Genomic DNA, 24,991 nt, shown 5'->3' on the forward strand with positions numbered 1-24,991 from the left:
GACTCCTACCGCACCCGCCAGCGCCGAGAACTCCTCGCCAAGGAGAACCGCGCATCCAACAGCTAAGCCTCGCGAGGGGTCAAAATTCAGACGTCGCCAGGGGGTCAAAATTCAGAAGTCGTTGACAACCCTGCCTCTCCCCTGGCTCCTGCTGATCAGGTAGCCGTGGATCTCTCCGTGGTGGGTGACGGCGATGATCCGGCATGGCAGCCAGACTCCATCCCAGAGCGCCCCATCTTCAGGGCTGCCGGGACTGTGCTGCGGGGTGCTCTCCATGGTGCCCGGTGACCATCATTGGGCCCTGGCCCGGTCCGCACCTTACCCGGCCGCCGGACGGCGCCAGGCCGCGTAGGCCGTGCGGGTGATGGCCTCCGCCGCGGCCACCACCTCGTCGGCCTCCATGCCCAACGGGAAGTCGAGCTCGATCTGTTCCGCCTGCACGACCAGCCGAGCGAATTCGGGCAGCCGTGCCCGGTCGAGCTTCACCACGAACGCTGCCGGACTCAGGCCCGAAAGGACGTGGACCACCACGCCGAGGTCACCCCTTGCCGCTCTAATCTGCGCCATTGCAGGATCGCGCACCTCGCGTCGGAAACGCACCCGCTCCCCCACCGCGAACAGTGCGCCCTCAGCGGCGCGTTGCTCCTGTGCCATGCAAAGTCCTCCCCCGACTGTTTCCGCCCCCGAGGCCCTGGCCCCAGGCGGTGCACGAGGGCCCAATTTATCCAGCGTCTTGAGTGGGGGTGGAGGGACTTTGGTCCCGACCGGGCATGACAGTTGCGGTCACACAAGACGACGCGGTGCGTTCTCCGTAGCGGGGGAGGTCGACAGCTAGGCTCGTCCTGCTTGGCCCGTGGCGGGTGTTTCCTGCGTTTGCCACCGGGCACTCAGCCCTGCCCCGGTCCTCTGAGCGGGTGCGGGCTCGCCACTGGGGGTTGGGCCCCGCTACTTGCCCGGCGCCCAGGCGAGCCCGCACCAGTCACATTCTCAGCGCAGCACTTCCGCGAGTCTCAGGACCAAAGGCTCTTGATCTGGCGGCGGCTCCGGTCTGCGGCTACGGAATCTCGAAATCCATAACCGGGGTGAAGGGGACACCCTTCTCGGGCTTTCCGAGGTGGCCCCCGCCCAGCCCGAGCGTCACGGTGCCCGGCTCGGGCCGGACGAAGGCCGTCGACCAGCTGCCGAACCGCTCTCCCCCGCCGCCACTCCCTTGAATCATCCGGGCGAAGGACCCGTCCGACAGCTGCAGGGCTGGACGGTCGTGGATCCCTCGGAGCTGGACGTCAATCAGCGCGATGTTGACCCGGACGAAGACGTTCCAGATCTCGTAGCTGGGCACGTAGCCGTGCACGATGACGCCCTCGGGGACGGCGACCCGGAACTCGAGCCGCTGCGGCAGAAGCACCTGCTCGAGCGCCGGCGCGGGCTTGCCCCGCCATTGCCAGCCGCCAAGGATCAAGTTCATCCGGCGTGTCCTGCCTCTCTGAAGGGCAGGGTCTCGACGACGGCGTACTTGGAGGCGGCACGGGCTCGCGTCGTTACTCCCCCGCTACGCGCCGCCTCCTGCTCGCGGAGATGGCGGTAGAGGGTGGAGCGGGACCAGCCGATCGCCTTGGCGGCCTCCTTCGCAGAGGCGTTCTGGGCGAGCATGCTCTTGGCGATGGCGAGCTTGGCGGCGATCGTCTTCGCGTCCGGGCCCTTGCGGCCGAACTTAACCCCGCGGGCGCGGGCAGCGGCCATGCCGGCCTTCGTCCGTTCGGAGTTCAGCTGCCGCTCATGCTCCGCCAGGACGGCCATGAAGTTCAGGATGAGCCGCCCGTTCGGGGTGTCAGGGTCGATCTGCTCGACCAGGGAGCGGAGCTTGACGCCCTTCTCCTGGAGGAGCTCCACGGTGGCGACCATGTCGGCGACGCTGCGCCCGAGCCGATCTATCCTCCACACAAGGAGTTCATCCCCTGGCCGCAGATAGTCCAGCAGCTTCGCCATCGCCGGGCGCGCGGCCGCAGCGGAGGCACCGGTGATCTCGTCGGAGAAGATGTGCTTCTCGTCGACGCCGGCGGCCAGCAGTGCCCGCCGTTGCAGCGCCGCGTCCTGCAATACGCTGGAAACTCGGGTGTAGCCGAAGATCATGTCCTATTCACCCCTAGGGATTGCGGGATTCTCCGATAGGACGAATTCTGGGACAGTCCACCGATATTTCACGTGCACTCCACGAAGTGTCCCAATAGGGGTTCCCCTCTTGGACGGTGTCCGACAGCCACTTCGGACGGCTTTGCGGGGCACCCTGGCGAGGGCAGCTCGGCTACCGTCGCCCGGATTGACCGAGCAACCTCAGCAGGTCAGCGGCCGTTGCCGTCGCCGTCGCTGTCGCCGCCGAACGGTTTGCGTCGGAGACCGCGGCGAGGATCTCCTCGCGCTTGATCGTCACGTCCCGCGGGGCGTCGATGCCGATGCGGATGCCTGCCTGGCCCTTGTCCTCGAGGACGGTGATGACGATGTCATTGCCGATCATGATCTTCTGGCCGGGTTTGCGGGTGAGCACGAGCATGGTTCCTCCTCAGCCCTGGTCGCCGTCGGGCGTTGTGTCGGCGGCGAGGGAGTTCAGCACGTCCTCGAACCGGGGCTCCTCCGTGGACAGGTGGACCTGGCCGAGGCCGGGGGCCTGGTCGGCTGCGTCGGCGTCGGCCAGCAGGGCGGCGATGCCAAGACGCTCGCTGAGCCCATACCCGGGCTCAGCCGGCTTCGGGGGGTCGGGGGCTTCGACCAGGACCTCGACGTGCTGGCGGCCGAGGAGGCCGCGCAGCCCCTTGTCGTAGACCCGCTCGGCCTTCACGATCCGGGCGGTGGGCCCGTACTCGCGCAGCGCCTTCGCCCGGGCTTCCTCGAGGGTGGGGGCATCAAGCTGGAACTGCCGCGGCACAGCGGACCACCCCGATCGTTTCGATGTTCACTTCGGTCGAGGTGACCTCCGCGTAGGACAGGACCGGGATCCCGGCCGGGGCGCGGGGACGAGCCGACGGAGGGCGGGGCGCAGCATCGGGGCGCACACCAGCACGGGGCTCTTGCCGGCCTGCTCGGCGGCGGCGACCGCGCGCTGAGGGAGGCCATCATCCCGTCGAGCTTGGCCTGGTCCATGACCAGCTGGGTGCCGGTCTCGGCAGGCCTGAGGTCCTGGACGAGTGACTGCTCGAGGACCGGGTCGATGGTGATGACCGTGAGCCGGTCTCCGTCCATGAAGCGGCGCACCAGATCGGGCCCGAGCGCGGCGCGGGCGGCCTCGACAAGGCCCTCCGGGTCGGTGGAAGCCTTGGCCCGGAGGGTGAGGGCCTCGTATATGCGGGTGAGGTCGTTGATCGGGACCCGCTCGGCGAGCAGGCCCTGCAGGACCCGGTGGATTTCGGCGAGGGAGAGCTGGGCGGTGGTGAGCTCCTCGACGGCGGCCCGGCTGGTGGCCTTGACGCCTTCGGTGAGGACTCGGACCTCCTCCCGGGAGAGCAGCCGGGCGTCATCGGGTTCACGGCCCCGAGCTGGGGCAGGATCGTGTCCGCGGGGATGGCGAGCGTGGCCGGGGCCGGGGTGTCTCCCACGAAAATGGTGAAGCCGATGACGACCATGAGGTCAGTGGTGGCGGCGGCCTGGGCGAACTGGGAGTTGTACTGGATGCTCTCCACCGCCCTGGTGCCGGTCATGATCCTGGCGAGGGAGTAGGCGAGGTCTTCGAGGGCGGCGTCCATCGTCTGCTTGATGAGGGCGTGCTCCATGGGGGTGAAATTGCGCTCGATGGGGCCCTTGTCCTGGTGGCCGCCGCCCATGCGCGCGACCCAGCCGAGGGCCCGCCGCGGTGGGGAATTGGAAGACCATCTTCGCCCCGATGCCCTCGAGGGCGCACAGGACCATGGAGGTGGTCCCGGGCAGGGAGGAGACGTAGTCGTCGTAGGTTTGCATGATCACCGATTCGACGGTGACGGTGGACTTGACCCGGACTTTGGCGGTGAGCTGGGTTCCCCATTGGCGGGCGAAGGGCTCGAACCCTACTTCGAGAATGCGGGAGTGCTCGCGGGCGAGGGCGGTGTGGCGGCGGAAGTCGTAGAGCTCGACCGCCTTCTGGGATGATTCGGGGGCTTTCGTGCTCACGGCTGCTGCCCCCTGGAGGCAGGGGTGATCGGTGACCGGTTTGTCATGCCACACCATGTGTGCGGACTACCCGAGACCTCTCACCGAAGTCAGTCAGGGTTCTAGCAAAACTGGTCCCTCGGGGAAGAGGGTTGGCGGGATCCACAGCTCCCGCGGGAGCCGTACTACCTGGGTATCGGCCGGCCAGCTGTTGTTTATCCCATCGATGATGGCAAGGAAGGACCGGCGCTTCTCCATGAACTCCTGAGCTATCTGTGTCGACGACAGCGTATTGAGTTGGTTGAGCAACTGCATCCACTCCAGGTATTGGATCCCGGGAATGTCTTGCAAGAGCTTCCGAAGGCGTCCAGCGGCTGTGTGGATGAAGCGGAGGTACTCGATTAGCTCGTCGAGCGGGAGCTTCGGGTAGTCCTCCTCGGGAGTCGTCTCAAACGAACTGCTAGCAAGGTATTTGGAGGCCACAGCCCGAAGCATCACTCCAACATTGGCATCTTCGTACCAAGGAATCTTGACATCGAAACGCCTTCTGAGCGCAGCCTTGACTTCACTGGCGCCAACCGGGGTTGACCTCAACTTTCTATGGAGTTCACGTAGCTGGTGAAGTAAGCGGTTCTGAAGTCCTTGGATTTGAAGAGCTCGGGAAACGAAATCGCCGCTGAACACTTCTGCGAATTTGGGGCGCATGCCAGAGTCCCATTGACGAAGGTCTTCAATGCCGTCCATCTCAATGTTCCACCTCGCGTCATGGACTGGGCGAGCTTCTGACCGCAATCTGCCCAGTACAAGGCGATGAACCGCATGGTGGCCTCAGTCTCGGCTTCGCCTTCAGGATCCTTGTCATCATCCGTCAGTTCAGCGATGGCACACGCCACTGCTGGGCAGGAGCGCTGCGAGATTTCATCGGATCTTTTGAGAAGGCGCAGTGCGTACTTGGGCGCCCCGATTGCGAGAGATAGCCTAGCTGCCATCAAGGCCGCCACCGAGCCGACATCCTGCTCTCCGTTGGCCGAGTACTTGACGGCATTTTCGAAGTGGACCATGGCCTCGTGGCCGTTGTTAAGCGCGAGCGACGAGACAGCGGCTATTAGGTGCGGGGTCGCTCGGAATCGGTAGGCCGCTATGCTCGCTTCTGCCTCCTTCAGCGCATCGTCATACCAGAGTTGCGAGAGGGCGAGAGCGGCGTGTTGGCAGTGTTCTGCTCCGGCAGTCTCCGCAGGCCGCCTAAGGATGTCTGCGATCTCTGATGTCCTTGCACCGAGATCCTCGATAGCGTCAACCACCGGCTGCAGATTGACTACGATCTGTTCCTTGTCGTCCTCTTCATTGAGTCGATCGAGGACGTCTAGGCCGACGTCAGTGACGAAGTCGAAAATCTGAAGAATGGTGTCGAAGTCGAGCATGGCGCACCGCTTCCCGAATCAACCTTGCCGTTAGGGAATTACAGCGCCGAATGGAGTAATAGGCAACGCGGAGAGGACTACGACATCGCAGACACTGTTAGTCACCCTCAGGGGCGGGGAGATCCGGGCGTCGTCGGCCGGGCCTCCCCGGTCTATTTGCCGGCGGCTTCGGCCTTGAGCGCCTCGGGGATGAGGGCCCGGACGGCCTCCGGCTGGTCGGAGAGCACCACGACGTCGACACGGCGGTTCTGCTCGTAGTCGGCGGCGCTGGTGCCGGTGTTCGCAGGCCGGGAGGACCCGTAGCCGGAGGCGCCGATCCGGTTCCCGGGCAGGCCGTCGCTCTCGACCATGTACCTCAGCACCTTCACCGACCGCTTGGCGAGAGCTCCCATCCTGAGGGGTAGTTGGTGCCACGTTGGCGGCGTGGCTCTCGATGGAGACCTGCATCGCGGACCTCACCGTCGAGCAGATCGTTGTCGCAACGCTCGAGGGCTTCGCCTAGGCTCAGGGCGCGCCGAACCAGCGCAAGGCGGCAATGAGGCGAACACGGCGGGATCCGTCAGGGCAGCATGGTCTTCCCCGACTGGCGCAGCCCGAATCCTTGCCCAGGCCTCGCCCCAACCGGGAACAGCTGCAAGAATTCGGTTAGAGCCAAGCCGGCAATTTGGGAGGCATGATAAACATGGCTGGGGAGCAGAACGAGGCCCCACTCCTCCCGCGTCGTCCGGCGAGCAGCTATGACCGGCGCGTGCAGGTAGCCGCTGCTAAGGCTCGGGTGACAATCGACGCGCGGCTAGGTGTCGACACGCCGCAATGGATTCGGGAATTGGCCGAGGAGAAGCCGCAACGGCAGCCGGACGTGCAGAAACCCTAGGCGCAGCCTGCCAACTCGCCTTGGCTTAAGGCCGTCCCCGCGGCGCCCAAGGGCCCTGACTGGCAGGCGGAACCCAAATGAGATGGCTACCGCGGCAGCGCGGTCGTTGAATATGGCCGCGTGCGGATCTGGCGGACCGTCTGATATGCACTCTCGGTGCCGGCGGCGGCACTGTTAGGAGCGCCGCGGTCCTCGTAATGCATTGCGGCAAAGCAGGGAAAATTGGCGCGCCTGAGGCGTAATAAGGCGTTGGACGTGTACAGATGGAGGTCGACCCTGCGGTGCGACGGACCGTCCGGGTCGCACACCTGTTACGCATTCCTAGGGGGAATCTTGAGCAAGAAGACCTTTGTAGCCGCTGCCCTGCTGGCAGTGGCGCTGTCCGGCTGTTCCTCAGCCACCCAGACCGGGGGCGGGAGCAGCACTCAGGCGCCGTCCCAGTCCGCAGCCCAGTCGGCGGCGCCGGCCGCAGAGGTGAAGCCCCTGACGATCGACGATGTCGTCGGCCAGGGCTGGCTGGCCGGGACCGCGAAGCCGCAATTCCCGGCAGGCACGCCCGGGAAGACCGACGTGGTGGCATCTGCGCCGATTGTCCCCGGCCATGGTGGAACGAGCGTGGCTATCGCGGTCAGGAACAACACCTCGAGCCCCGTCCAGAGCGTCGAGGTGACGGCCGCGGCGAAGGACGCCGGCGGGAAGATCGTAGCCTCGGGCCGCAGCCAGGTCATGAGCCCGGAGGTGATCCCCGCCGGGGGAATCGCCCTGGGCTACGTCTACTTTGCGCCGAACACGACTATTGCCGCCGATTCGAAGCTCTCCTTCACGGTCGCGTCGAAGCCGGTGAGCGGAAAGCCGTACAACCAGGACCTGAAGGTCGACCAGGCCAGCCTCTCCGGCGAGAACATCGTCGGCCAGGCCACCAACACATCGAAGGCGACCCTCAAGTCCCCATATCCGGTAGTGGTGACCTGCTTCGACGAGAAAGGCGGACTGCTGGACAGCCAGATGAACTTCGGGAGCCCGGACGCGGACCTCGCGCCCGGCGAGAGCGTCACGTTCCAGACCGGTCTCTACGGCAAGTCCTGCCCATCGTTCCTAGTGGGCGTCTCGGGGCACATGTCGCTCTCTTAGCGGCTGCCGGCACGACCTCGCGGAGGAGGGGCCTCATCCCTGGTGGCCTCTCCTTCGTACTTTATCTTCAGCCTAAAATCGATAGTTGGCTATCTGTATTTCCGTTTCAGGATTGACCGCTGCTGCAGCACCTGGTCGGACATGGTGATGATGCGAGCGTTGGCCCTGGAAGCCGCGCTGGGCGACGACCAGGTTCGTGAATTTCTGCCGCAGGTCCACACGTTGGACGTGCGGGAGCGATCGTTAGCTGTCGGGGCTTCATGCCTCCTCTATGCGCCCCGCCCTCCCACGGGTGGGGGCTCCGTCATGAACGGCGCTGTTGCGCGCGCCGTCGGGCACCGGCCCGTGGCCGGTGGTACAGGAGAAGGGACCGGCCGCGCGGCCGGAGAAGAATGGGGAACCACACCATGCGCAAGCGCGCCATAGCGCTGTGGCTGACGCTGCCCGCCCTGCTCGCAGGGTGCGCCGGCGGCACCGCTGCCGCCCAGCCCACCGTCACCGTCACGCAGACCGTCACCGTGACGGCCACCCCGAGCCCGACGCCCACGCCGACGCCCACGCCGACCCAGTCGGGGCCGCTGCAGCTCGGCACCGCGTACAAGCTCCCCAATGGCGGGACAGTTACGGTGTTCGAGCACCGCAAGAACGTCGAGCCGCAGGACCCGAACCAGGAGGCGATCGACATCCAGGTGTGCGTCCCGGCGGGCGGTTCCGGCGCCAATCCGACGATCAGCGACCGGTTCTGGTCCGTGCGCGATGCCGCCGGGCACAGCTACGGTGCGGCCAGCACGACGTGGCGGCATCCCGGGGCCACCCCAGGGTTCTGGCCGCCGGAGCAGCAGGTCAAATGGGGCGAATGCTACCGGGCGTGGGTAATCATCGAAGGCTCGAAGGACACTCCGATGACGACCGCCCGCTACAACAACGACCAGTCGGGAGTGATCGTCGACTGGGCCCTTCCTCAGTAGCCTTGCTGGCTGAATCAGGGTTGGATCGGCTGCTCAGCTTCGCGCTCACAGAAGGTTCTTCTCGTCGATGATGATTCCCGCGGGAACGCTCATGAGAGAACCCCTTGGCTATTGGCGCATGCCGCGGGGATTCTCCGGGCCGAGGCTGGTGCGCTTGCCCTTCTCGATAGCCCTCGCAGACGCGAGCGAGGGGTAGTTCCTCCTTGGGGGGATGCCCTTCTCGGCGAGGTAGTTGTCGAAGACCTCGGGGTTGCGTAAGGCGAACCGGAGGATCCTGTGCTGGTGGCACTGTGGCGGCCTGCCGAGGTACTCCCAGGCTTGGCGGCCTGCGCGCTTCCGGCGGATCGAAAACGTGCTGAACGCGAAGATGGTCACCAAGAGCAGCACGACAATTGCCACCGTACCCAGGATGCTGAACCAGAGTGGCATCGTCCGCGAGAGCATTGCTGCCACAGCAATGCCAAGCACGATTGCCCAGACTATGAAGAAGAGTCGGATGTACTGGTATGCGCTCTTGAGTGTCCGTGCGGCTTCGCTGCCGATCCGTGGTTCCCAGTCTTCGAAGACCATGGCACTCCTTCCTTCCACTCTCACGTGAGGTAGTTAACCTTCAGGCAGGAGAGCGCGTCTATGGCGAATCCTGCGGTTCCGAATATGCCGCCGCCGACGTCCCAGCCGGCTCTATTGCCTGCGGCCACCTCCTTTGGCCCGAATACTGCTTCTCCCCCCGCTTTTGCGACGGATCCGAGCCCTAGGGTCAGGAGGCCGAGGGTGAATCCGGCACAGGCGGATGTGTCCGTTTCTCCGGGTGACGCGTGGTGCCAGAGACACGCCGCGCCGTCGAGGGCTGTGCTGGCGCCTCCGGCGACCATTGCCACCGTTCCGGCTGTTTCCGCGATCGCTGCTGCACCAGCAACGCCTGCCGCGCCTAGTTCTGCGACGAGGCCTACGCCGGTCGCCGCGAGAGCAACGGCCCCAATGATGACGCCGACTGTCGCAACGACTTTCCAGGTGTCGCTTGCCCAGGTGGCCGGGTTCCACCAGTCGTCGAGCCCTGTTGGGTCGGCGCTGTTCAGCGGGTTGTTGCTGGCGTAGTCGTACATGGCCTTGGTGAGGGCGGCGAGTGGGTCGGTGCTGAGGAATTGGGCGGTTTGGGGGTCGTAGTAGCGAGCGCGGAGGTAGTAGAGGCGAGTGTCGGTGTCCTGGACCTGGCCGTTCCAGCGCAGGACGGTGTCGGCGGTGCCGGTCTTGGCCGCGAGGTTGCCGTACGCGTCGTATGTGTAGGTTGCCACGACTGCCCCGCTGCTGTCTGTGAGGAGCCGCGTCGAGCGGCACTGGTCGTGCTGGTAGTAGAGGGCGCTTCCTGTGGCGTCAAGCTGTTCCACAGGATTGCCTGCGTCGTAGCCCACGGTCTGGCCATTGCCGTTGGTCTGGGCGGTCAGGCGGCCGAGGGAGTCGTAGGTGCTGGCGGTGGTGCCGGTGGCATCGGCCATGGTGGCCTGCTGGTTGTGCGCTGTGTAGGTGTAGCACTCGGCGTGGGTGGTGCCGTCGGAGTAGGTGGTGCCGGTCTTGTTCCCGGCCGGGTCGTATGTGTTAGTGGCGGTCTTCCCCGCAGGGTTGGTGACACCTGTGAGGTGACCGGCCTTGTCGTAGGCGTATGTGGTGGACCGGTTGATTGGGTCCGTCGACGAGGTGATCCGGTCCAGCGGGTCGTACGCGTAGGTGGTCGTGTGGCCGTTCGCGTCGGTCGTGCTCGTGGCGTTCCCGTCCACGTCGTACGCCGTCGTGCTGAAGGTCCCATCGGAGTTGGTGACCTTGGTGGGGTGCCCGTCGGGGTCGTAGGCGGTGGTCGTGGTGTGGCTGTTGGCGTCGGTGACCGTGGTCCGCAGCCCGGTGGGGTCGTACCCGTAACTCGTGACGTGGCCCAGGGGGTCTGTGACCGCGGTGAGCCTCGAGTCGGCGTCGTAGGCGTACGAGGTGGTGTTCCCGCGCGGGGTCTTGGAGGTGAGCATCCGCCAGATCGCGTCATACGTGTAGCTAGTCGTGTCCCCGAGCGGGTCCGCAGCCGTGATGCGATCACCGGCGGCGTCATAGGTGAATTTGCTGGCGCGCCCGTCCGGATCTGTCACTGACGTCACGTCACCGGGGTGAGTGGAGTCACCGTAGCTGTAGGTGGCGATCGCGGTCTGGCTGGTACCGGTCAGGGGGGTGGACTTGGTGACCGGGTTCCCGGCCTTTGGTAGCCGTAGGTGGTAGTGACGCCGAGCGGGTCGGTGGCCGTGGCGACCTCGTTGAACGCGTTGTATACCCAGGTACTTGTGCGGTTGTTCGCGTCGGTGCTGCTGGTCTTGTTCCCGTTCTCGTCAGTAGGCCGCCGTAGGGATCCACGGCCCGGAGGTCCGGCCTATGCCCCCGCTCGTTGCTCTCGGTCTCTTCCGGGTCCCATGCCTGAGCCCCGGCTGGGTAGACATTGGGCGCGACGTAGCGGTCGTCGTTGAACGGCTGGAACCAGTCGTCGAAGGCCATACTGGCCGCCCCGCTCATCTCCAAAGCCTGCTCCAGCGAATGCTCCATGGTCTCTGGCGGCGGTCTCACGGCGCTTGGCCGCCTCCTTCTGAAGGAGGGACGTCAGCTGGGCGTCGTCGAGCTCGACACGGGTCTTGCCGGACTTCTCGCGCGTTTCGATCTCGCCGAGGACATTGCGGACGGTTTGGAGTTCGAGCTTCGCGCCCACGCGCATGTGCGCGACAACGTCCTGCTGCAGCTGGGCCTTGACGGGCATGGTGGGTCTTCCTTCGATCAGGGTGCCGCCGCTGATGACGACGCCCCGGTCATGTGTGCGGAGGAAGCGGAGCCCATATGCCCCTATTGATGGCACATGAGCACTAAAAATGCGATACCTCTTCCATTCAGCTCGCTGGCGTTTGCGTCAATTCCTGCGAATGCACCTCTCGCGAGGCAACGGACAGCACCTCGTTCAATGTGTTCTCGGCACCTTGACTCACAAGTGCTTCAAGTTTCGCTCGGGCATGCTTGACCCGGGCCGCCTCTTCGATGAGCTCCATGAATTCATCGACACCCGAACGATCAGTTCCACAACATGGGCCCGTAATGGGAAACCGTTCCTCAATGCCGAGGGCAAGGATTACATCTTTCGCGAAAAGGCACTTACTAATGTCCAGCGCAGGAGCGAGCAGGGCTTCAGTCGTGCTGAGCCCTAACCCAATGAGCAGCAGGGCAGCACTAAACGCGGTCGCGACAAGGTATGGGCCAAAGGTCAGGCTGGCTTGTTCAGCGCAGTAGTCCCACGCCTGATAGAAGCGCAGACCTCCTTGATTCCAGACGGGGTAGCCGTGGGCCAGGGCTCCACCGCAGATCACCTCCGCACTTCCGTTGGTCCGCACGATCGGCAGTGCGGCGCCTGTACTGAAGGAGATCACAATGGCAAGGAAGCCGAGAGCGCTAAGGAGTTTCCACGAATACCTGAGCATCTGCGCCTCCTCGAGTGCTGATGTGACCTGATGATAAGACGGCTAGGGGCGAGAAGCTAGCTCTCAATTCTTTTACCAGCCTCAGATTTGGACGGTCAATATGTGACAACACTGTCACTGGGCTACCGGACCGCCGGCTGAAATGAAGCGACTCCTTTTCAGAATTCAGCAGAGCAAACTGTCATATCGGGAAACCTCTCGAACCATTTACTCCGGGTCGGAATCGCTCTACCGTTCACCTCACTCCCAGATACATCGCTGGGAGCGGTTTACCCTTTTCGAGGAGCCCCGCCATGTCCGCTCTACCCGTCTCGGAAGAACCTCCCCAACGCCCGCCCGCCAAGGTCATTCCCCTGCGCCCGGTGGCGAGGAAACGCTATCGTCTCCACCGCTTCTTCCGTTTTCTGGTCCGGCTCTTCGTCAGCATGGCTGTCCTCAGCGTCTGCGTGACGATTCCTCTCAACTGGCTCACCCCGTCAACAACGTCGTACATGATCCAGGCCGGTGCGCCGGTCGTGCAGCAAAACGTGTCCGTCGATCACATCAGCCGGTTCCTCATCGCCGCCACGGTCGCTCACGAAGACGAGCAGCTCGGTACTCGCTTCGGCGCATTTGACTTCAACGATTTCTTCTCACGCGCCCAGGCCTACGCGACGAACCAGGCCGACCCCAGTGGCTCGACTATCCCCCAGCAACTGGCCAAGAATCTCTACCTCTGGCCGAGCCAAGACTGGGTCCGTAAGGGTGTCGAAGCGGTGCTGGCCGAGGAGCTGGACTTCGGGCTGCCCAAGAAGCGGATCGTGGAGCTGTACCTCAATTACGCGCAGTTCGGCCCAAAGCTCTTCGGAGTGTGCGGGGCGACCTGGTACTACTTCAACACGCCACCGTCGGCAGTGACCCAATACCAAGCCGCTCAGCTCATGGGAGTCTTGCCAGATCCCGAGAACGTGAGGCGGGCCGCAAACGGCGGCCTCGATCTCAGTTCTGCCGCGGATAAGACGGCGGTGGATCTCATCAACGGTGCCGCGAACGTGTGGGTGCCGCGCCAGCTTGCCGGTATGGGTGGCTGGCAAATGGCCGTCGCGACGATTGGCATCACCGACACGGCGTCGATGCACGCAGACACGCAGAATGCCGCCGACGCCTGCTCGACCATGCCGCAAGCCGTAGCCGACCGGCTGAAGGCCGAGGGCGCTATCAAGTAGCTTCCCCCAAGGACGGAGAGGGTCGTGCAGTAGCGGGTGCGGCCCTCTCCTTCGGGCCATTTAGCCTTTGAGCTTGTCCCAGTGGTACGTCGCGAGCGCCTCGTCAATCGTGGAGCAACCGTTGCCGAAGCCGCGCCGCGTCGGATCGCTCTCGACCCAGGCATCAATGGTGTAGCGGTAGTTGCCATCTGTCAGGCGGTCGTAAATACAGACAGTGATCACTTCACCACGGAGGTAACCGCTGTACTGGCCAATCAGCTTGGCCACCTCCTCAGCACCGCTGTGGCGCGTGATGCTCTCGATGATTGATCCGCTTCCATCTCCCCCGGTGATCCGGACCGCCGACGACCCGCTAGACCCTGACGACTCCTTAGAAGCCGTCCTCCATCTCCAAGTTGCGTTGACTGCGGCTACGGCCGCCTGGACGCGTTGAGCAGATGGCGAGCGAGGCGCTGGGCTCGCGACCCTCGATTGCCATTGACGGAGCTACCTATTGGGCAATCAGGGCATCCGGAACGTAACGTGACTCCCCTGCCCCTTGGCACGGGCGTCGGTGAAAGGTCAGATGGGTCCTGTGGCCGTCCTCGCCTTGCGGGCCCACCCAGCGGAGAGTGGCAGTTCGCGCTCTTGTCGCTAGCTTTGGTCTGCTCCGCTGCACACGGCCGTCACGGGCTAGGACGCATAGAAGCTGGCGTGAAGCATTCCGATAAAGCTCCAGAGAACCCGCAGTCCCGGCCACTGGGAATAGACGAGTACGTCGAACGGCTCATGGCTTCAGCCCCGCCTCTCACGAATGGGCAAGCGACGCTCATAGCGAGGTTGTTCTCAGAAGGGATCGGCGAGAAGGAGACGGCATGATCGAGTGCGCAGCCGGTCAGACCTTTGGGCGGTCGTCGTCGGGGCGAGGAGGGCCTCGTATGCATTTCATGACTGTCGCCGGTGGCCGCGCGCCTTCGCGGACCCTTTGAGGGCTGCGCCCGCGAGGCACGGTCCTGGGATTGCTCGACGCAGACCTCGGAGAGGCGCGGCGCACGACACGCCAAGAATGGCGGGAGAAGGCACGGGGATCGTGGACGCCGCCTTGGAGGTCCTCGCCTACGACAACCTCTACGCGAGGCGATGACTGCCCAGGTCACCTGCGGGCAACGCCAGCTAGACTCAGGCAGCCCTGGCCTTCAGGCTCGCGGACCGTCTCGCATGACGGCCTAGCCTTTCAGGTTCTTTTTCATCACCTTCGCATCCTCGAAGTGGTCGGTATTGACCTGCCCGTCGATCTTCTCGGCCGTGGGACTCGTACTCGTAGCCCTGCCTGCCGTCGGCGGTCGCCTTTCCAATGATCTCGACTGCTCAGGTCCTGACGATGCGCCGTGAAATCAGTAGGGCAAGGTGGACAACCGGCACGGCCTGCTATGCATGTCGGGCGGCCTTAGTCAGACCTCCGCGAAGTTCAGCCCTATTCGGTGCGCCACTCAATGATGATCGACTGGGGATCGAAGCGTACGCCTTTCGCACGCGCCGGCATGACCCGCACCTGCACCAGAGAACGAATGATCTCGCGTTGGTCACGGAGCGGGAGATCATCCCACTGAGCCGCGGTTTCCCCTGGGTTGGGGATCGTTATCCGGCGCGGCGTCCGCAGAGCCCTCAGCTTCTGACGGGCGGCGTCTAGTTTAGCCAGCACCGATTTCTCGACCTGAGCTAATCCCGCCGGGCTCAACGAGCCGTCAGCTGCCTGCTCATAGAGGCCCGCTAGCCGCGATTCAAGCGCAGCGACCTCACCTGCGGCGCCGCTCACGTCCGGTGCTGCATGAGCGTGGATAGCTTCCAGCGCGTCGGACTTCGACAGGCGGGCTTTCAAGACGGCGACCACGAGTTCGTCAGTTTTTGGTTGCGAGCGTGCAACACAGTAGTTTTCGCGACAGATGTAGGTTGGGTATTTCCCACGATTAACCAACCGAACGACATGCTCGTCGCAGACACCGCATCGTGCGATTCCGGTCAGCAGATGGGCAGGCTCACTGCCGTGAAACTTTCCCCTCTTGGGATCTGAGAGGATCCCTTGAAGAACGTCCCACTTCTCGGGATCTATTAGAGCAGGCCATGTGGCCTCGCCAATCACCGCACCGCGATAGACGCGCTTGCCGGCATAGGTTGGGGAACGAAGCAAGCGAGCTATCTGCAAGGGGGTCATCGAAGTGTGACCACGTGCCCGATAGTCCTTGCTGATTGAATAGATTGATTCGCCCGTGATCACGCGGTTTGCAGCTTCAGTGATGAGCGGGCCCCGCTCAGGATCAGGGACCTGCCGGAGTAAGGAACCAGACGAAGGGTCGTATTCCCTCAGGTATCCGTAGGGCAGCCGGCCATGAGGTTTGCCAGCTTGGGCGAGCCTTCGGACCTCGCGTTGGACCCGGTCGGACACCTGGCCCGACTCGCGCTCGGCGACGATCAGATCAAGAGCCGTTGAGAACGCGTCATCTACTCGCGAGAAATCGTAGAGGCGGCCGCTGTAGCACCATTGGACCCCGGCTTCTCGACACGCGGCTCTCATCCGTATGTATACCGCGAGATCACGCGTTGCTCGAGACGCTTCCCAAGTTACGATTACATCGAACTGCGTCAGGTCTCCCAGCAGCCGCTCGAACTCTGGCCGCCCCTTCCGGGCGTACCGCGAAGCGGAACGGTCGTTATCGCTGTAGGTCGAGGTGACGTCCCACCCATTTCGCGCACAGAGCGCGCGGCACTCGGCTTCTTGCGATGTGACGGAGCGCGACTGGCCGGACCTGTCGCGTGAAACTCGAGTGTAAATGGCTGCGCGCACTCTAATAAGTATAGGCCAAACATCACTTCGCCCCGCTGACCGCCGTGAGGTGGCTCAGTCCGGCGGCCCGAAGGTCCGCTTCGAGCTGAGGGTCGAGGACGCTCCGGTCTCCCACGGCGAGGGCGGGAAGCAGGCCGGCGGCATCCGGAGGCAGGCCCGAGGCCTGAGTCCTCAGGGCTTCGCGCAGGGCGGCTGTCGGATACGACTGCGGCGAACTGCCGGTCCGTTTGGGGGTACCCCTCAGCGAGACGAATCCGGTGCCGTCGGAGCGACCGCCCTCGACGCGCGCCGGGGCCTCGACAAGGTCCCCTCGGCGAAGACCATTCAGGGCGACTCCCACGACCACGACCCGAGCCGACCCAGTGAATCGCAGGCCCATGCGGGTGCCGGCAACGAGTCGAGCATCGGCGATGTATCGAGGTGCCGAGGAATACGGTCCACCCGATTGCTGGCGGCGTGGTTCACCGAGCAGTTCCAACACCACCTGGGCGTCTCCTCCCTCTGCGAGGAGCCGACCCGCCGGGCCAGCTGTGTCGTGCGCGAGCCGTGCCGCACCTGCCCCGAAACCTCCAGCCCACGCGAGGGCGGCGACGACGACCGCGAGCTTGACCGCCCTCAGGCGCAACAGCGCCGCGGCGAGCAGGCCGCCCCCAAGAACGCCTCCGGCCCACCCGGCGACGGACGGAAGGGCCAGGCCCGCTGCCGGCCCGATGACTGCCCAGGCGGCGCCGGCCCAGACGGCGACGGCGACTGGCAGGAGGCGTAGGTCACGCCAGCCGAGAAAGCTCTCGGCAGAGGCGGATGAGTCCTGGGCGCCCGCCCTCGCCCACTCCCGCACCGCCTGTCCCGCGCGCTCAGCCGCCGTCCGCCAGCGGGGCACGGGAGTGGATTGCTCGGCTTCCCCGAGCTCCTCCCCCGCCGCTGAACGCCCAGCGCCCAGCGTTGCTGACTCGACATAACGCGCCCAGTTCTCCGAAGCGGGTTCTCCCATTCGCCGCCTCACTTCACGACCACCAGTGGAAGCAGGGACTCGAGCATCTTTGCGCCGACTCCTGGAACGGCATCGAGGTCCTCAGGCGAGGCGAAGCGACCGTGCTGTTGCCGGTACTCCACGATGCGCTGGGCGAGGACGGGACCGACGCGTGGGAGGCCCGCAAGTTCCTCCGCGCTGGCGCTGTTCAGGTTGACCTTGCCACGCGATGATGCGGTCCCGCCAGAACTGCTCGCCGGAGCCGAGGGAGACGTCTCGACCGCGTCGCCCGGACGCGGGACGAGGACTCTGATGCCGTCCTCGAGCGGCGCCGCCAAATTCAGCCGATGAAGGTCAGCCTCGGGAATCGCACCGCCAGCTGCACCGATGGCGTCATGGATCCTGCTGCCGTTCGGCAGGCGATAGACCCCGGGCGACACCACGGCACCGGCAACATGAACCACGAGGACGGGACCGCCGTCGCCCGCAGCCCCGCTCGGCTGTCCGCCGCTGGCCTCTCCCCCGCTGCTCGATGGACGGGGGCCGGGAGCGTCGACCGGCTGGACCTTCGGAGGGGACGAAATGGTGGACCACCACCAGAGGCCGCTCGCGGCACAGAGAACGCAGACCACAACGGCAGCGACAGCCGAGGAAAGCCCGAAGCGAGGTCGTGAGCGGATGCGCTCGACGCCATCGTCCGCATTTTCGCCGCCGGGCCCGTCCAAGAGTCCTGCCATCCCTCCCTCGACGGGGCGGCCCTCGCTGCCGAGAACGTCGGTGAAGTGCTCCCAGCGGTGACGGGCCGCAAGGGATCCTGTGCGCGCTCGTCGTCCCATGCCACCAGCGTCGCAGGAACCATCGGAGAGCCTTGGCCCGCGGACGCGCTATGTGGATAGACGGCCGAAAGGAGCGCCTGTGAGGGGAGAGTCCGAACCGCGGCGGGCTTCGGTGACGACGACTGCCAGGACGCCGACCCCAGTGTGTGCGGCAAGCGAGCCGGGGAGCGGCGAGACCACCACGTCCGCGTCACCGCCAAGGGCCTCCCCGAGCTGCCCGGCAATGGCATCTGCCTCGCTCCGATTGCCGAAGTAATGGACGGCGAGCCGGGGCTGCGCTCGGGTCCGCGCGTCGCGAACTGAGAGGTCGACGAGACGTGGAATGGCGCGCGCAGCGGAGCGGATCCGCTCAATGGGGACAATTTGGCCATCTCGGATGGCAAGCAAGGGCTTGATCGACAGCATGGTCCCTACCCATGAGGCCGCGGCACCGATCCGCCCACCCCTCCGGAGCTGCTCAAGGCTCGGAAGGAAGAACCTCACCTCGGCGCCCGCAAGCGCTTCCCTGGCCACCGCCAGGACGGCGTCGGGCGCCTCCCCCGCCCGCGCGGCTGCTGCGGCGGACTGCACCGCGAAGCCCTGAGCGAGGCCGGCGGTCCGCGTATCCAGAACATGCACCGGAATCCCGACCTTCTCCGCAGCCAACCGTGCCGCGTCGACTGTTCCGGAGAGCGCGCCGGACAGATGGATGGAGGCGATCGCCGCGAAGCCGCGGCGCTCGAGGTCTCGGTAGATCCGTTCGAAAACACCGGGCGCCGGGCGGGACGTCTTGACTGGGCGTCCCGCCGCCAGCGCGATCCCCAATGCCGCTTCTGCCTCCGGGCCGTCGGCGAAGATCTCCTCGCCAGCCAGCACTGACAACGGGACGGTCTCGAACCAGGGCGCGGCCTCCGCTTCGGCCAGCCAATCGGCAGGCAGCCCCGCCGCGCTGTCTGTGACGACGGCGGTGCGCACCTTCGGCTGCGCCGGCTGGCGGGACGCGATCCGGAGCCGCCCCCAACGGTCCCAGATGGGACGGCTCCTGGGCCGCCCGGGCGCCGAAGGACCGGTCATGGCCATGCCGCTCAGGCGGGGACGATGTTCACGAGCTTGGGTGCCCGCACGATCACGGTGCGAATGCCCCGCCCGTCGAGGATGCGCTGGACGTTCGGCGAGGCGAGGGCCAGCTCTCGCAACTCCGCCTCGGCGATGTCCGGCGAGACCTCGAGCCGATCCCTGACCTTGCCCTGGACCTGGACGACCGCCGTGACGGTGTCTTCGACGAGCAGCGCCGGGTCGTACGCGGGCCACGACGCGTTCGCCACCGACGGCTCGTGTCCGAGTGCGGCCCAGAGGTCCTCGGCCGTGTACGGCGCGACGAGGCTCAGGATGATGGCAACGGTCTCCACTGCCTCGCGGACGGCGGGATCGGATCCTCCCGGCCCAGCGTCGATGGCCTTGCGCGTCGCGTTGACGAGCTCCATAGCCTTGGCCACCACCACGTTGAACTTGTGGGCCTCGACGAGCTCACCGGCCTCGGCGATCGTCCGGTGCGTCACGCTGCGCAAGGCGCGGTCACCTTGCGCGGGGTCCACACCGGGTTCGCTCGTGACGTCCTGCCCCAGGCGCCAGGCGCGAGCCAGGAACTTCGCGGAGCCCGACGGCGAGACGTCGGCCCAGTCGACGTCGTCCTCCGGCGGCGACGCAAACACCATCGTGAGGCGCACAGCGTCGACGCCGTACTGATCCAGCTGCTCGCCGAGGTCCACTCCGTTGCCGAGCGACTTGCTCATGGCCTTTCCGCCGTTGAGCACCTGCCCCTGGTTCATGAGGGCGGCGAAGGGCTCGTCGAAGTCGACAAGCTCCATGTCCTTGAGGACCTTGGTGAAGAACCGGCTGTACAGCAGGTGCAGGATCGCGTGCTCGACTCCACCGACGTATTGAGCGACTGGCATCCAGCGCTTCGCTGCAGCAGTGTCGAAAGGGCCCTCCGTGTAGTCGGGCGAGAGGTACCGAAGGTAGTACCAGGACGAATCCACGAACGTGTCCATGGTGTCGGTATCACGGCGCGCGGGCCCGCCGCACTGGGGGCAGGCCACGTTGACCCAGTGCTCTGCCGCGGCGAGCGGTGACGTTCCCTTGGGCGCGAGCTGTTCCCCGCGCAGGTCGTCAGGAAGGCGTACGGGCAGCTGATCGTCCGGTACAGGCACCTCGCCATCCACCTCGCAGTGGATGATCGGGATCGGCGCTCCCCAGAAGCGCTGGCGTGACAGCAGCCAGTCCCGCAGGCGGTAGTTGACGGTCCCCTCACCGGTGCCGGCGGCTTCGACGATCTCGATCGCCTTGGCAATACCCTCCGCCTTCGACAGCCCGTCGAGCGGCCCCGAGTTCACGATGGTGCCCTCGCCCGCCGTCGCCATCCCCGTCGCGGCCGGATCTTCGTCACCCGTGTCCAGCACCGCACGGACCGGGAGTCCGAAGGCGCGGGCGAAGTCCAGGTCGCGCTGGTCGTGGGCTGGGACGGCCATGATCGCGCCCGTGCCGTAGTCGGCGAGGACGTAGTCCGCCGCCCACACGGGGAGCTTCTCGCCGCTGAGCGGATTGACGGCATAACGGCCCAGGAAGACGCCCGTCTTCTCGCGGTCGGTGTTCTGACGCTCGATCTCGGAAAGCGCCTTGACGCGGTCCTGATACTCGGCCAGAGCGGCGGCCTGCTCGGGAGCCACCAGCTCGCTCGCGAGGTCGGCGTCGGCAGCGACCACGAAGAAAGTCGCGCCGTACAGCGTGTCCGGCCGGGTCGTGAAGACGGTGACCTTCTGCTCGGACCTGCTGCCGTCCCCGGTCGCCTCGATGGTGAAGTCCACGTGGGCGCCCTCGGAACGACCGATCCAGTTGCGCTGCATGGCGAGGACACGCTCGGGCCAGTGGCCTTCGAGCTCCTTCATGTCATCGAGCAGCCGGTCAGCGTACTCGGTGATCTTGAAGTACCACTGGTTGAGCGCCTTCTTGGTGACGGGGGTGCCGCAGCGCTCGCACGCGCCGTTCACCACCTGCTCGTTGGCGAGCACCGTCTGGTCCTTGGGGCACCAGTTGACCGGGTGATTCTTGCGGTAGGCGAGCCCGCGCTCGTAGAAGCGCAGGAACAGCCACTGCGTCCAGCGGTAGTACTCGGGGTCCGAAGTGTGCAGGCGCCGAGTCCAGTCCAGGCTCAGGCCGTAGCGCTTGAAGGACGCGGCCTGGGTGTCGATGTTCTTGTACGTCCACTCCGCCGGATGGGCGTTGCGCTTGATCGCCGCGTTCTCAGCGGGAAGGCCGAATGAGTCCCAGCCGATTGGGTGCAGCACGTCGTAGCCCTTGAGCCGCCAGTAGCGCGCCACGACGTCGCCCATGGCAAACGCCTCGGCGTGGCCCATGTGGAGGTCGCCCGAGGGGTACGGGAACATGTCGAGCACGTAGCGACGCTCGCGGCTTCCGTCGTCCTTCGGCGTGAACACGCCGAGTTGATCCCACACCGCAGGCCACTTGGCCTCAATCGCCGCGAAGCTGTAGGCATTCTCTGCCGTGATGGCGGCATCTGCCCCGCTGGCTGTCGCGTTCCCAGCCGTCTGCTGTTCGCTCACCGTGCTTCTCTCCACTGTTCGTCTCGTTCTGGCACCCGTCACCACTCGACTCCTGACACACAAAAGCCCCTCGCAGGGAGGGGCTGCCGCTCAATCCGAGCGGCTATCGACCCCGGAGGATGCCTTGAATACCGCCAATCCTAGCGCAGGCCCGGTACCCACCTCGTTGCGCCGTCACACCCTGCGGACGTGACGGCGCAACGAGGGGGGACGTCGCCTCAGCGCACGTCGTCGTCCACCCAGTCCATCGACTTCGTGACGGCCTTCTTCCACAGGCGCATCTGGCGGTCGCGCTCGGCCTCGTCCATCGTGGGGCTCCAGCGCCGATCCTCGCGCCAATTGGCCGCGAGTTCCCCGAGGTCGCTCCAGAACCCGACCGCCAGGCCCGCGGCGTAGGCGGCGCCGAGCGCGGTTGTCTCGATCACCCTGGGCCGGACCACGTCGACTCCCAGGATGTCCGCTTGAAACTGCATGAGCGCGTCATTGGCGACCATTCCGCCGTCGACCTTGAGCTCGGTCAGCGGCACACCGGCGTCGGCGTTGACCGCCTCGAGGACCTCGCGCGTCTGGAAGGCGGTCGCCTCGAGCGCGGCGCGGGCGATATGCCCCTTGTTGGCAAAGCGCGTGAGTCCCACAATCGCTCCCCGTGCGTCCGGGCGCCAATAGGGCGCGAACAGGCCGGAGAATGCGGGCACCACGTAGACGCCGCCGTTGTCCTTGACCGACCGGGCCAGGTCCTCGACCTCGGGGGCAGTGCGGATCAGGCCCAAGTTGTCGCGCAGCCACTGGATCAGGGAGCCGGTGACGGCGATCGACCCCTCGAGCGCGTAGTGGGGCTTCGCGTCCCCGAGACGGTACCCCACCGTGGTCAGCAGGCCGTTCTTGGAGTGGACGATCTCCTCCCCCGTGTTGAAGATGAGGAAGCAGCCCGTGCCGTAGGTGTTCTTGGCCTCGCCGGGCCCGAAGGCTGCCTGGCCGAAGGTCGCCGCCTGCTGGTCGCCGAGGATCCCGGCGATGGGGACCTCGCGGAGCAGCTGGGACGTATGGACGTGGCCGTAGACCTCCGACGACGACCGGATCTCGGGCATCATCGATTCCGGGACTCGGAAGACCTTGAGGATGTCCCGGTCCCACGTCAATGTCTCAAGGTCCATGAAGAGCGTCCGGGAAGCATTCGTCACGTCGGTGACGTGGATTCCGCCCTCTACCCCGCCCGTCAGATTCCACAGGACCCACGAGTCGGTGTTTCCGAAGAGCAGGTCGCCTGCCTCCGCCCTGTCGCGTGCGCCCGGGACATGGTCGAGGATCCAGCTGATCTTGGTGCCGGAGAAATAGGTTGCGAGCGGGAGGCCGACCGTGCCCTTGAACCGATCTACCCCGCCGTCCGCAGCCAGCTCGTCGACGATCGGCTGCGTGCGGGTGTCCTGCCAGACGATGGCGTTGTACACGGGCTCTCCGGTCGTCCGGTCCCAGACGACCGCGGTCTCCCGCTGGTTGGTGATGCCGACGGCGGCAATATCGTGGCGCGTCAGGTTCGCCTTCGAGAGGGCTTGCCCGATCGCCTCGCGGGTGTTGTCCCAGATCTCCTTGGCGTCGTGCTCCACCCAGCCGGCCTGCGGGAAGAGCTGTCGGTGTTCGAGCTGGCCGGTGGACACGATGGAACCCGCGTGGTCGAAGACGATCGCTCGGGTGCTCGTGGTGCCCTGGTCGATGGCAATGACGTACTTCTCAGACATTCACGGCTCCTTCGGGTCGGACACACCCGAGCGTATCCGCCTGGACCCGGTGAGAGACGGCGAGAGTCCGCAGGGCGTCGTCAACCTCTGCGGACACCCGCTCGCCGTCCCACCCGAGGAGCGGCGCGAGCTCCTGAGCGATCTCGCTAAGGACGTCGGTGGTGACGAGGCCTCGGAAGGCGAGGGAGGTGCGGCGGATCAGCACGTCGAGGAGGTGCCCGATCTGCTCGTGCTCGGCCATGTATGCCAGCTCGCGGACGCTGAGCTCGGCGGTGCTCTCGAGTGGCCGGTCATCGCCCTTGCTGAGGAAGGCCATCACGTCCTGCGCTCGCGTGCCGTAGCGTTCGAGGAGGACTTCTGCGCGAGCTCGGTCCTTCGTGGTCGCGCCGTCACCCGAGGCATGGTAGGCAAGCCACCGTTCCCGCGCCTCGGCGTCGCTGGGGTAGGCGGCGCCCCCTCCGATGGGAAGCTCCGAGGTGCTGATCCTGCGCTCGCGGCCGAGTTCGGCCAGCACGCGGTCTGCCAGATGCTCCGACAGAGCCCGGAAGGTGGTCCACTTCCCGCCGACGAGGCTGAGGACCACGGGACCATTGCCCAGGCGGGCCGAGCGCTCGATCCGATAGTCCCGCGAGACGAAGCCCGGAGCGGTTGCGTCGTGTCGCGGAAGCGGGCGGACGCCCGAGAAGGTGTAGACAATCTGGTCGCTCGAAACGCTGAGTCCCGGGAAGACGTGCTGGATCAGGTCGAAGAAGTACGCGATCTCGTGCTCGGTGCACACCGGTTCGAGGTCTTCGCCCGCATCGATGTCGGTGGTGCCCACGAGCACGCGGTCCCCGATGGGGTAGATGAGGACGATCCGGCCGTCGGTGTGCTCGAAGAAGATCTCGCGCCCACCCGTCGCCGCAAGGAGTTCCGGCGCATCCAGCACGATGTGCGAGCCCTTCGTGCCGCCCATGTATCGCGTCGCTGCGCCGAGGGCCTCGTTGGTGCGATCCGTCCAGGCGCCGGTGGCATTCACGACGACGTCCGCAGCGAAGTCGAATTCCTCGCCGGTGAGCTCATCGCGCAGCCGCGCAACGCCGTCGTGCATTCCAACCGCGCTCACGTAGTTCGCCGCCCGCGCGCCGGCACCAGCCTCGAGCCCGTCGCGCAGCACGTCGAGGGTCAGCCGCTCCGGGTTGTGCACCGAGGCGTCGAAGTAGGTCGCCGTGTATTTGACGTCAGGCCGGAGGCGAGGCAACTCGCGGAGCGAGCGCTTGCGTCCCACGAAGCGGTGCCGCGGAACGCTGCGGCCCTCGCGGGAGAACGCGTCGTAGAGGGAGAGTCCGAGCTTGATGAGGAGTGCGCCGCGCTCTTGGGGCTTCCCCGATCGGTGGGTGAGGAACCGCCGTGGCGCGTTGAGCAGACCGGAGAACGTGCTGAAGACGGGGATGGTGGTCTGGAGCGGCTTGACGTAGTGGGGTGCGATCCGCAGGAGGCGATTGCGCTCGACGACGGACTCGTGGACCAGCCTGAACTCGCCATTCTCGAGGTACCGGATCCCGCCATGGATCATGTGGGAGGACGCCCCGGAGGCTCCTTGGCAGTAGTCTCCGCGCTCGACGAGCGCGACGTCGATTCCCTGCAGCGCGAGATCGCGGAACGTCCCTACACCGTTGATTCCTCCGCCGACGATGAGCACTTGTGCGCGGGGGCGCCCGCGCAGGGATTCGACGGTGGGACGGGTCGCAGGGGCAGCGGGCACGGATTCCTCCTGGAGAAGTCGGGATGGAGCCATTCTGGGAAGGCCTGAGAAGAAAGTTCAAGGCGAGTGCACAAACGTGCAA

General features: G+C 65.7%; 24 protein-coding genes and 2 pseudogenes. 3 read left to right on the plus strand and 23 right to left on the minus strand.

The window, feature by feature from the left end:
• Positions 1-318: 318 nt before the first annotated feature.
• The 11 genes and pseudogenes from E5679_RS19025 to E5679_RS19070 all read right to left on the minus strand — a co-directional run bounded on the left by E5679_RS19025 (position 319) and on the right by E5679_RS19070 (position 5,884).
• A complete protein-coding gene (locus E5679_RS19025; protein WP_138418839.1) occupies positions 319-654 on the minus strand; it encodes a hypothetical protein in 336 nt (111 codons plus the stop codon).
• A 400-nt stretch (positions 655-1,054) separates the two neighbouring features.
• Positions 1,055-1,465: a hypothetical protein gene (locus E5679_RS19030; RefSeq protein ID WP_138418841.1), complete on the minus strand. Its 411-nt coding sequence runs from the start codon at positions 1,463-1,465 to the stop codon at positions 1,055-1,057.
• The gene (locus E5679_RS19035) at positions 1,462-2,130 is read right to left on the minus strand and encodes a recombinase family protein (protein ID WP_138418843.1); all 669 of its coding nucleotides are present in this window, start codon (positions 2,128-2,130) and stop codon (positions 1,462-1,464) included. The genes E5679_RS19030 and E5679_RS19035 overlap by 4 nt, the downstream gene beginning before the upstream one ends.
• A gap of 172 nt (positions 2,131-2,302) precedes the next feature.
• Complete coding sequence (locus tag E5679_RS19040; RefSeq protein ID WP_138418845.1) at positions 2,303-2,548, minus strand: carbon storage regulator; 246 nt, start codon at positions 2,546-2,548, stop codon at positions 2,303-2,305.
• Between the two features lie 9 nt (positions 2,549-2,557).
• Positions 2,558-2,920 carry a hypothetical protein gene (locus E5679_RS19045; protein ID WP_138418847.1) on the minus strand — a complete coding sequence of 121 codons (363 nt, stop codon included), beginning with the start codon at positions 2,918-2,920 and terminating at the stop codon, positions 2,558-2,560.
• Positions 2,830-3,498 (minus strand): FHIPEP family type III secretion protein, encoded by a 669-nt coding sequence (locus E5679_RS19050; protein ID WP_338055930.1) that lies wholly within the window; start codon positions 3,496-3,498, stop codon positions 2,830-2,832. The genes E5679_RS19045 and E5679_RS19050 overlap by 91 nt, the downstream gene beginning before the upstream one ends.
• Before the next feature lie 92 nt (positions 3,499-3,590).
• Positions 3,591-3,812: pseudogene (locus E5679_RS21465) on the minus strand (hypothetical protein); the annotation flags it as partial.
• Positions 3,813-3,906: 94 nt separating this feature from the next.
• Positions 3,907-4,191 (minus strand): annotated as a pseudogene (locus tag E5679_RS21470) (hypothetical protein); the annotation flags it as partial.
• A gap of 36 nt (positions 4,192-4,227) precedes the next feature.
• Positions 4,228-4,596 carry a hypothetical protein gene (locus E5679_RS19060; protein WP_138418849.1) on the minus strand — a complete coding sequence of 123 codons (369 nt, stop codon included), beginning with the start codon at positions 4,594-4,596 and terminating at the stop codon, positions 4,228-4,230.
• Positions 4,597-4,703: 107 nt separating this feature from the next.
• Complete coding sequence (locus tag E5679_RS19065) at positions 4,704-5,534, minus strand: hypothetical protein (RefSeq protein ID WP_138418851.1); 831 nt, start codon at positions 5,532-5,534, stop codon at positions 4,704-4,706.
• Positions 5,535-5,686: 152 nt separating this feature from the next.
• On the minus strand, positions 5,687-5,884 hold the full coding sequence (locus E5679_RS19070) for an OmpA family protein (RefSeq protein ID WP_171042472.1): 198 nt from the start codon (positions 5,882-5,884) through the stop codon (positions 5,687-5,689).
• An 857-nt stretch (positions 5,885-6,741) separates the two neighbouring features.
• Here E5679_RS19070 and E5679_RS19080 point away from each other — a divergent pair.
• Positions 6,742-7,539, plus strand: coding sequence for a hypothetical protein (locus E5679_RS19080; RefSeq protein ID WP_138418857.1), 798 nt, complete (start codon positions 6,742-6,744; stop codon positions 7,537-7,539).
• A gap of 407 nt (positions 7,540-7,946) precedes the next feature.
• The gene (locus E5679_RS19085) at positions 7,947-8,507 is read left to right on the plus strand and encodes a hypothetical protein (protein WP_138418858.1); all 561 of its coding nucleotides are present in this window, start codon (positions 7,947-7,949) and stop codon (positions 8,505-8,507) included.
• Positions 8,508-8,615: 108 nt separating this feature from the next.
• Here the strand turns inward: E5679_RS19085 and E5679_RS19090 are convergent, their stop codons facing one another.
• From E5679_RS19090 to E5679_RS19110, 4 genes are all read right to left on the minus strand, one after another.
• On the minus strand, positions 8,616-9,077 hold the full coding sequence (locus E5679_RS19090; protein ID WP_138418859.1) for a DUF2207 domain-containing protein: 462 nt from the start codon (positions 9,075-9,077) through the stop codon (positions 8,616-8,618).
• Positions 9,078-9,097: 20 nt separating this feature from the next.
• On the minus strand, positions 9,098-10,636 hold the full coding sequence (locus E5679_RS19095) for an RHS repeat-associated core domain-containing protein (protein ID WP_171042473.1): 1,539 nt from the start codon (positions 10,634-10,636) through the stop codon (positions 9,098-9,100).
• 275 nt (positions 10,637-10,911) lie between these two features.
• Positions 10,912-11,289: a GatB/YqeY domain-containing protein gene (locus tag E5679_RS21655; RefSeq protein WP_138418863.1), complete on the minus strand. Its 378-nt coding sequence runs from the start codon at positions 11,287-11,289 to the stop codon at positions 10,912-10,914.
• 127 nt (positions 11,290-11,416) lie between these two features.
• The gene (locus tag E5679_RS19110; protein WP_138418864.1) at positions 11,417-11,998 is read right to left on the minus strand and encodes a hypothetical protein; all 582 of its coding nucleotides are present in this window, start codon (positions 11,996-11,998) and stop codon (positions 11,417-11,419) included.
• A 293-nt stretch (positions 11,999-12,291) separates the two neighbouring features.
• Here E5679_RS19110 and E5679_RS19115 point away from each other — a divergent pair, with 293 nt between their 5' ends.
• Positions 12,292-13,203 carry a transglycosylase domain-containing protein gene (locus E5679_RS19115; protein WP_138418866.1) on the plus strand — a complete coding sequence of 304 codons (912 nt, stop codon included), beginning with the start codon at positions 12,292-12,294 and terminating at the stop codon, positions 13,201-13,203.
• 60 nt (positions 13,204-13,263) lie between these two features.
• Here the strand turns inward: E5679_RS19115 and E5679_RS19120 are convergent, their stop codons facing one another.
• From E5679_RS19120 to E5679_RS19155, 8 genes are all read right to left on the minus strand, one after another.
• Complete coding sequence (locus tag E5679_RS19120; protein WP_138418868.1) at positions 13,264-13,470, minus strand: hypothetical protein; 207 nt, start codon at positions 13,468-13,470, stop codon at positions 13,264-13,266.
• A 1,186-nt stretch (positions 13,471-14,656) separates the two neighbouring features.
• On the minus strand, positions 14,657-16,024 hold the full coding sequence (locus E5679_RS21355) for a recombinase family protein (RefSeq protein ID WP_138418869.1): 1,368 nt from the start codon (positions 16,022-16,024) through the stop codon (positions 14,657-14,659).
• 22 nt (positions 16,025-16,046) lie between these two features.
• Positions 16,047-17,015, minus strand: a complete 969-nt coding sequence (locus tag E5679_RS20995; RefSeq protein WP_171042474.1) for a hypothetical protein — start codon at positions 17,013-17,015, stop codon at positions 16,047-16,049.
• Between the two features lie 8 nt (positions 17,016-17,023).
• On the minus strand, positions 17,024-17,830 hold the full coding sequence (locus tag E5679_RS19135; RefSeq protein ID WP_249336237.1) for a ComEA family DNA-binding protein: 807 nt from the start codon (positions 17,828-17,830) through the stop codon (positions 17,024-17,026).
• 48 nt (positions 17,831-17,878) lie between these two features.
• On the minus strand, positions 17,879-18,883 hold the full coding sequence (locus E5679_RS19140) for a DegV family protein (protein ID WP_138418871.1): 1,005 nt from the start codon (positions 18,881-18,883) through the stop codon (positions 17,879-17,881).
• Between the two features lie 11 nt (positions 18,884-18,894).
• Complete coding sequence (leuS, locus tag E5679_RS19145) at positions 18,895-21,375, minus strand: leucine--tRNA ligase (RefSeq protein WP_138418926.1); 2,481 nt, start codon at positions 21,373-21,375, stop codon at positions 18,895-18,897.
• Between the two features lie 272 nt (positions 21,376-21,647).
• The gene (gene glpK, locus E5679_RS19150; RefSeq protein ID WP_138418873.1) at positions 21,648-23,165 is read right to left on the minus strand and encodes a glycerol kinase GlpK; all 1,518 of its coding nucleotides are present in this window, start codon (positions 23,163-23,165) and stop codon (positions 21,648-21,650) included.
• Positions 23,158-24,942, minus strand: coding sequence for a glycerol-3-phosphate dehydrogenase/oxidase (locus E5679_RS19155; protein WP_138418875.1), 1,785 nt, complete (start codon positions 24,940-24,942; stop codon positions 23,158-23,160). Before E5679_RS19155 ends, glpK begins: the two co-directional genes overlap by 8 nt.
• Between the last annotated feature and the right edge of the window lie 49 nt (positions 24,943-24,991).

The sequence above is a fragment of the Sinomonas gamaensis genome (genome assembly GCF_005876955.1).
Taxonomy (GTDB): domain Bacteria; phylum Actinomycetota; class Actinomycetes; order Actinomycetales; family Micrococcaceae; genus Sinomonas; species Sinomonas gamaensis.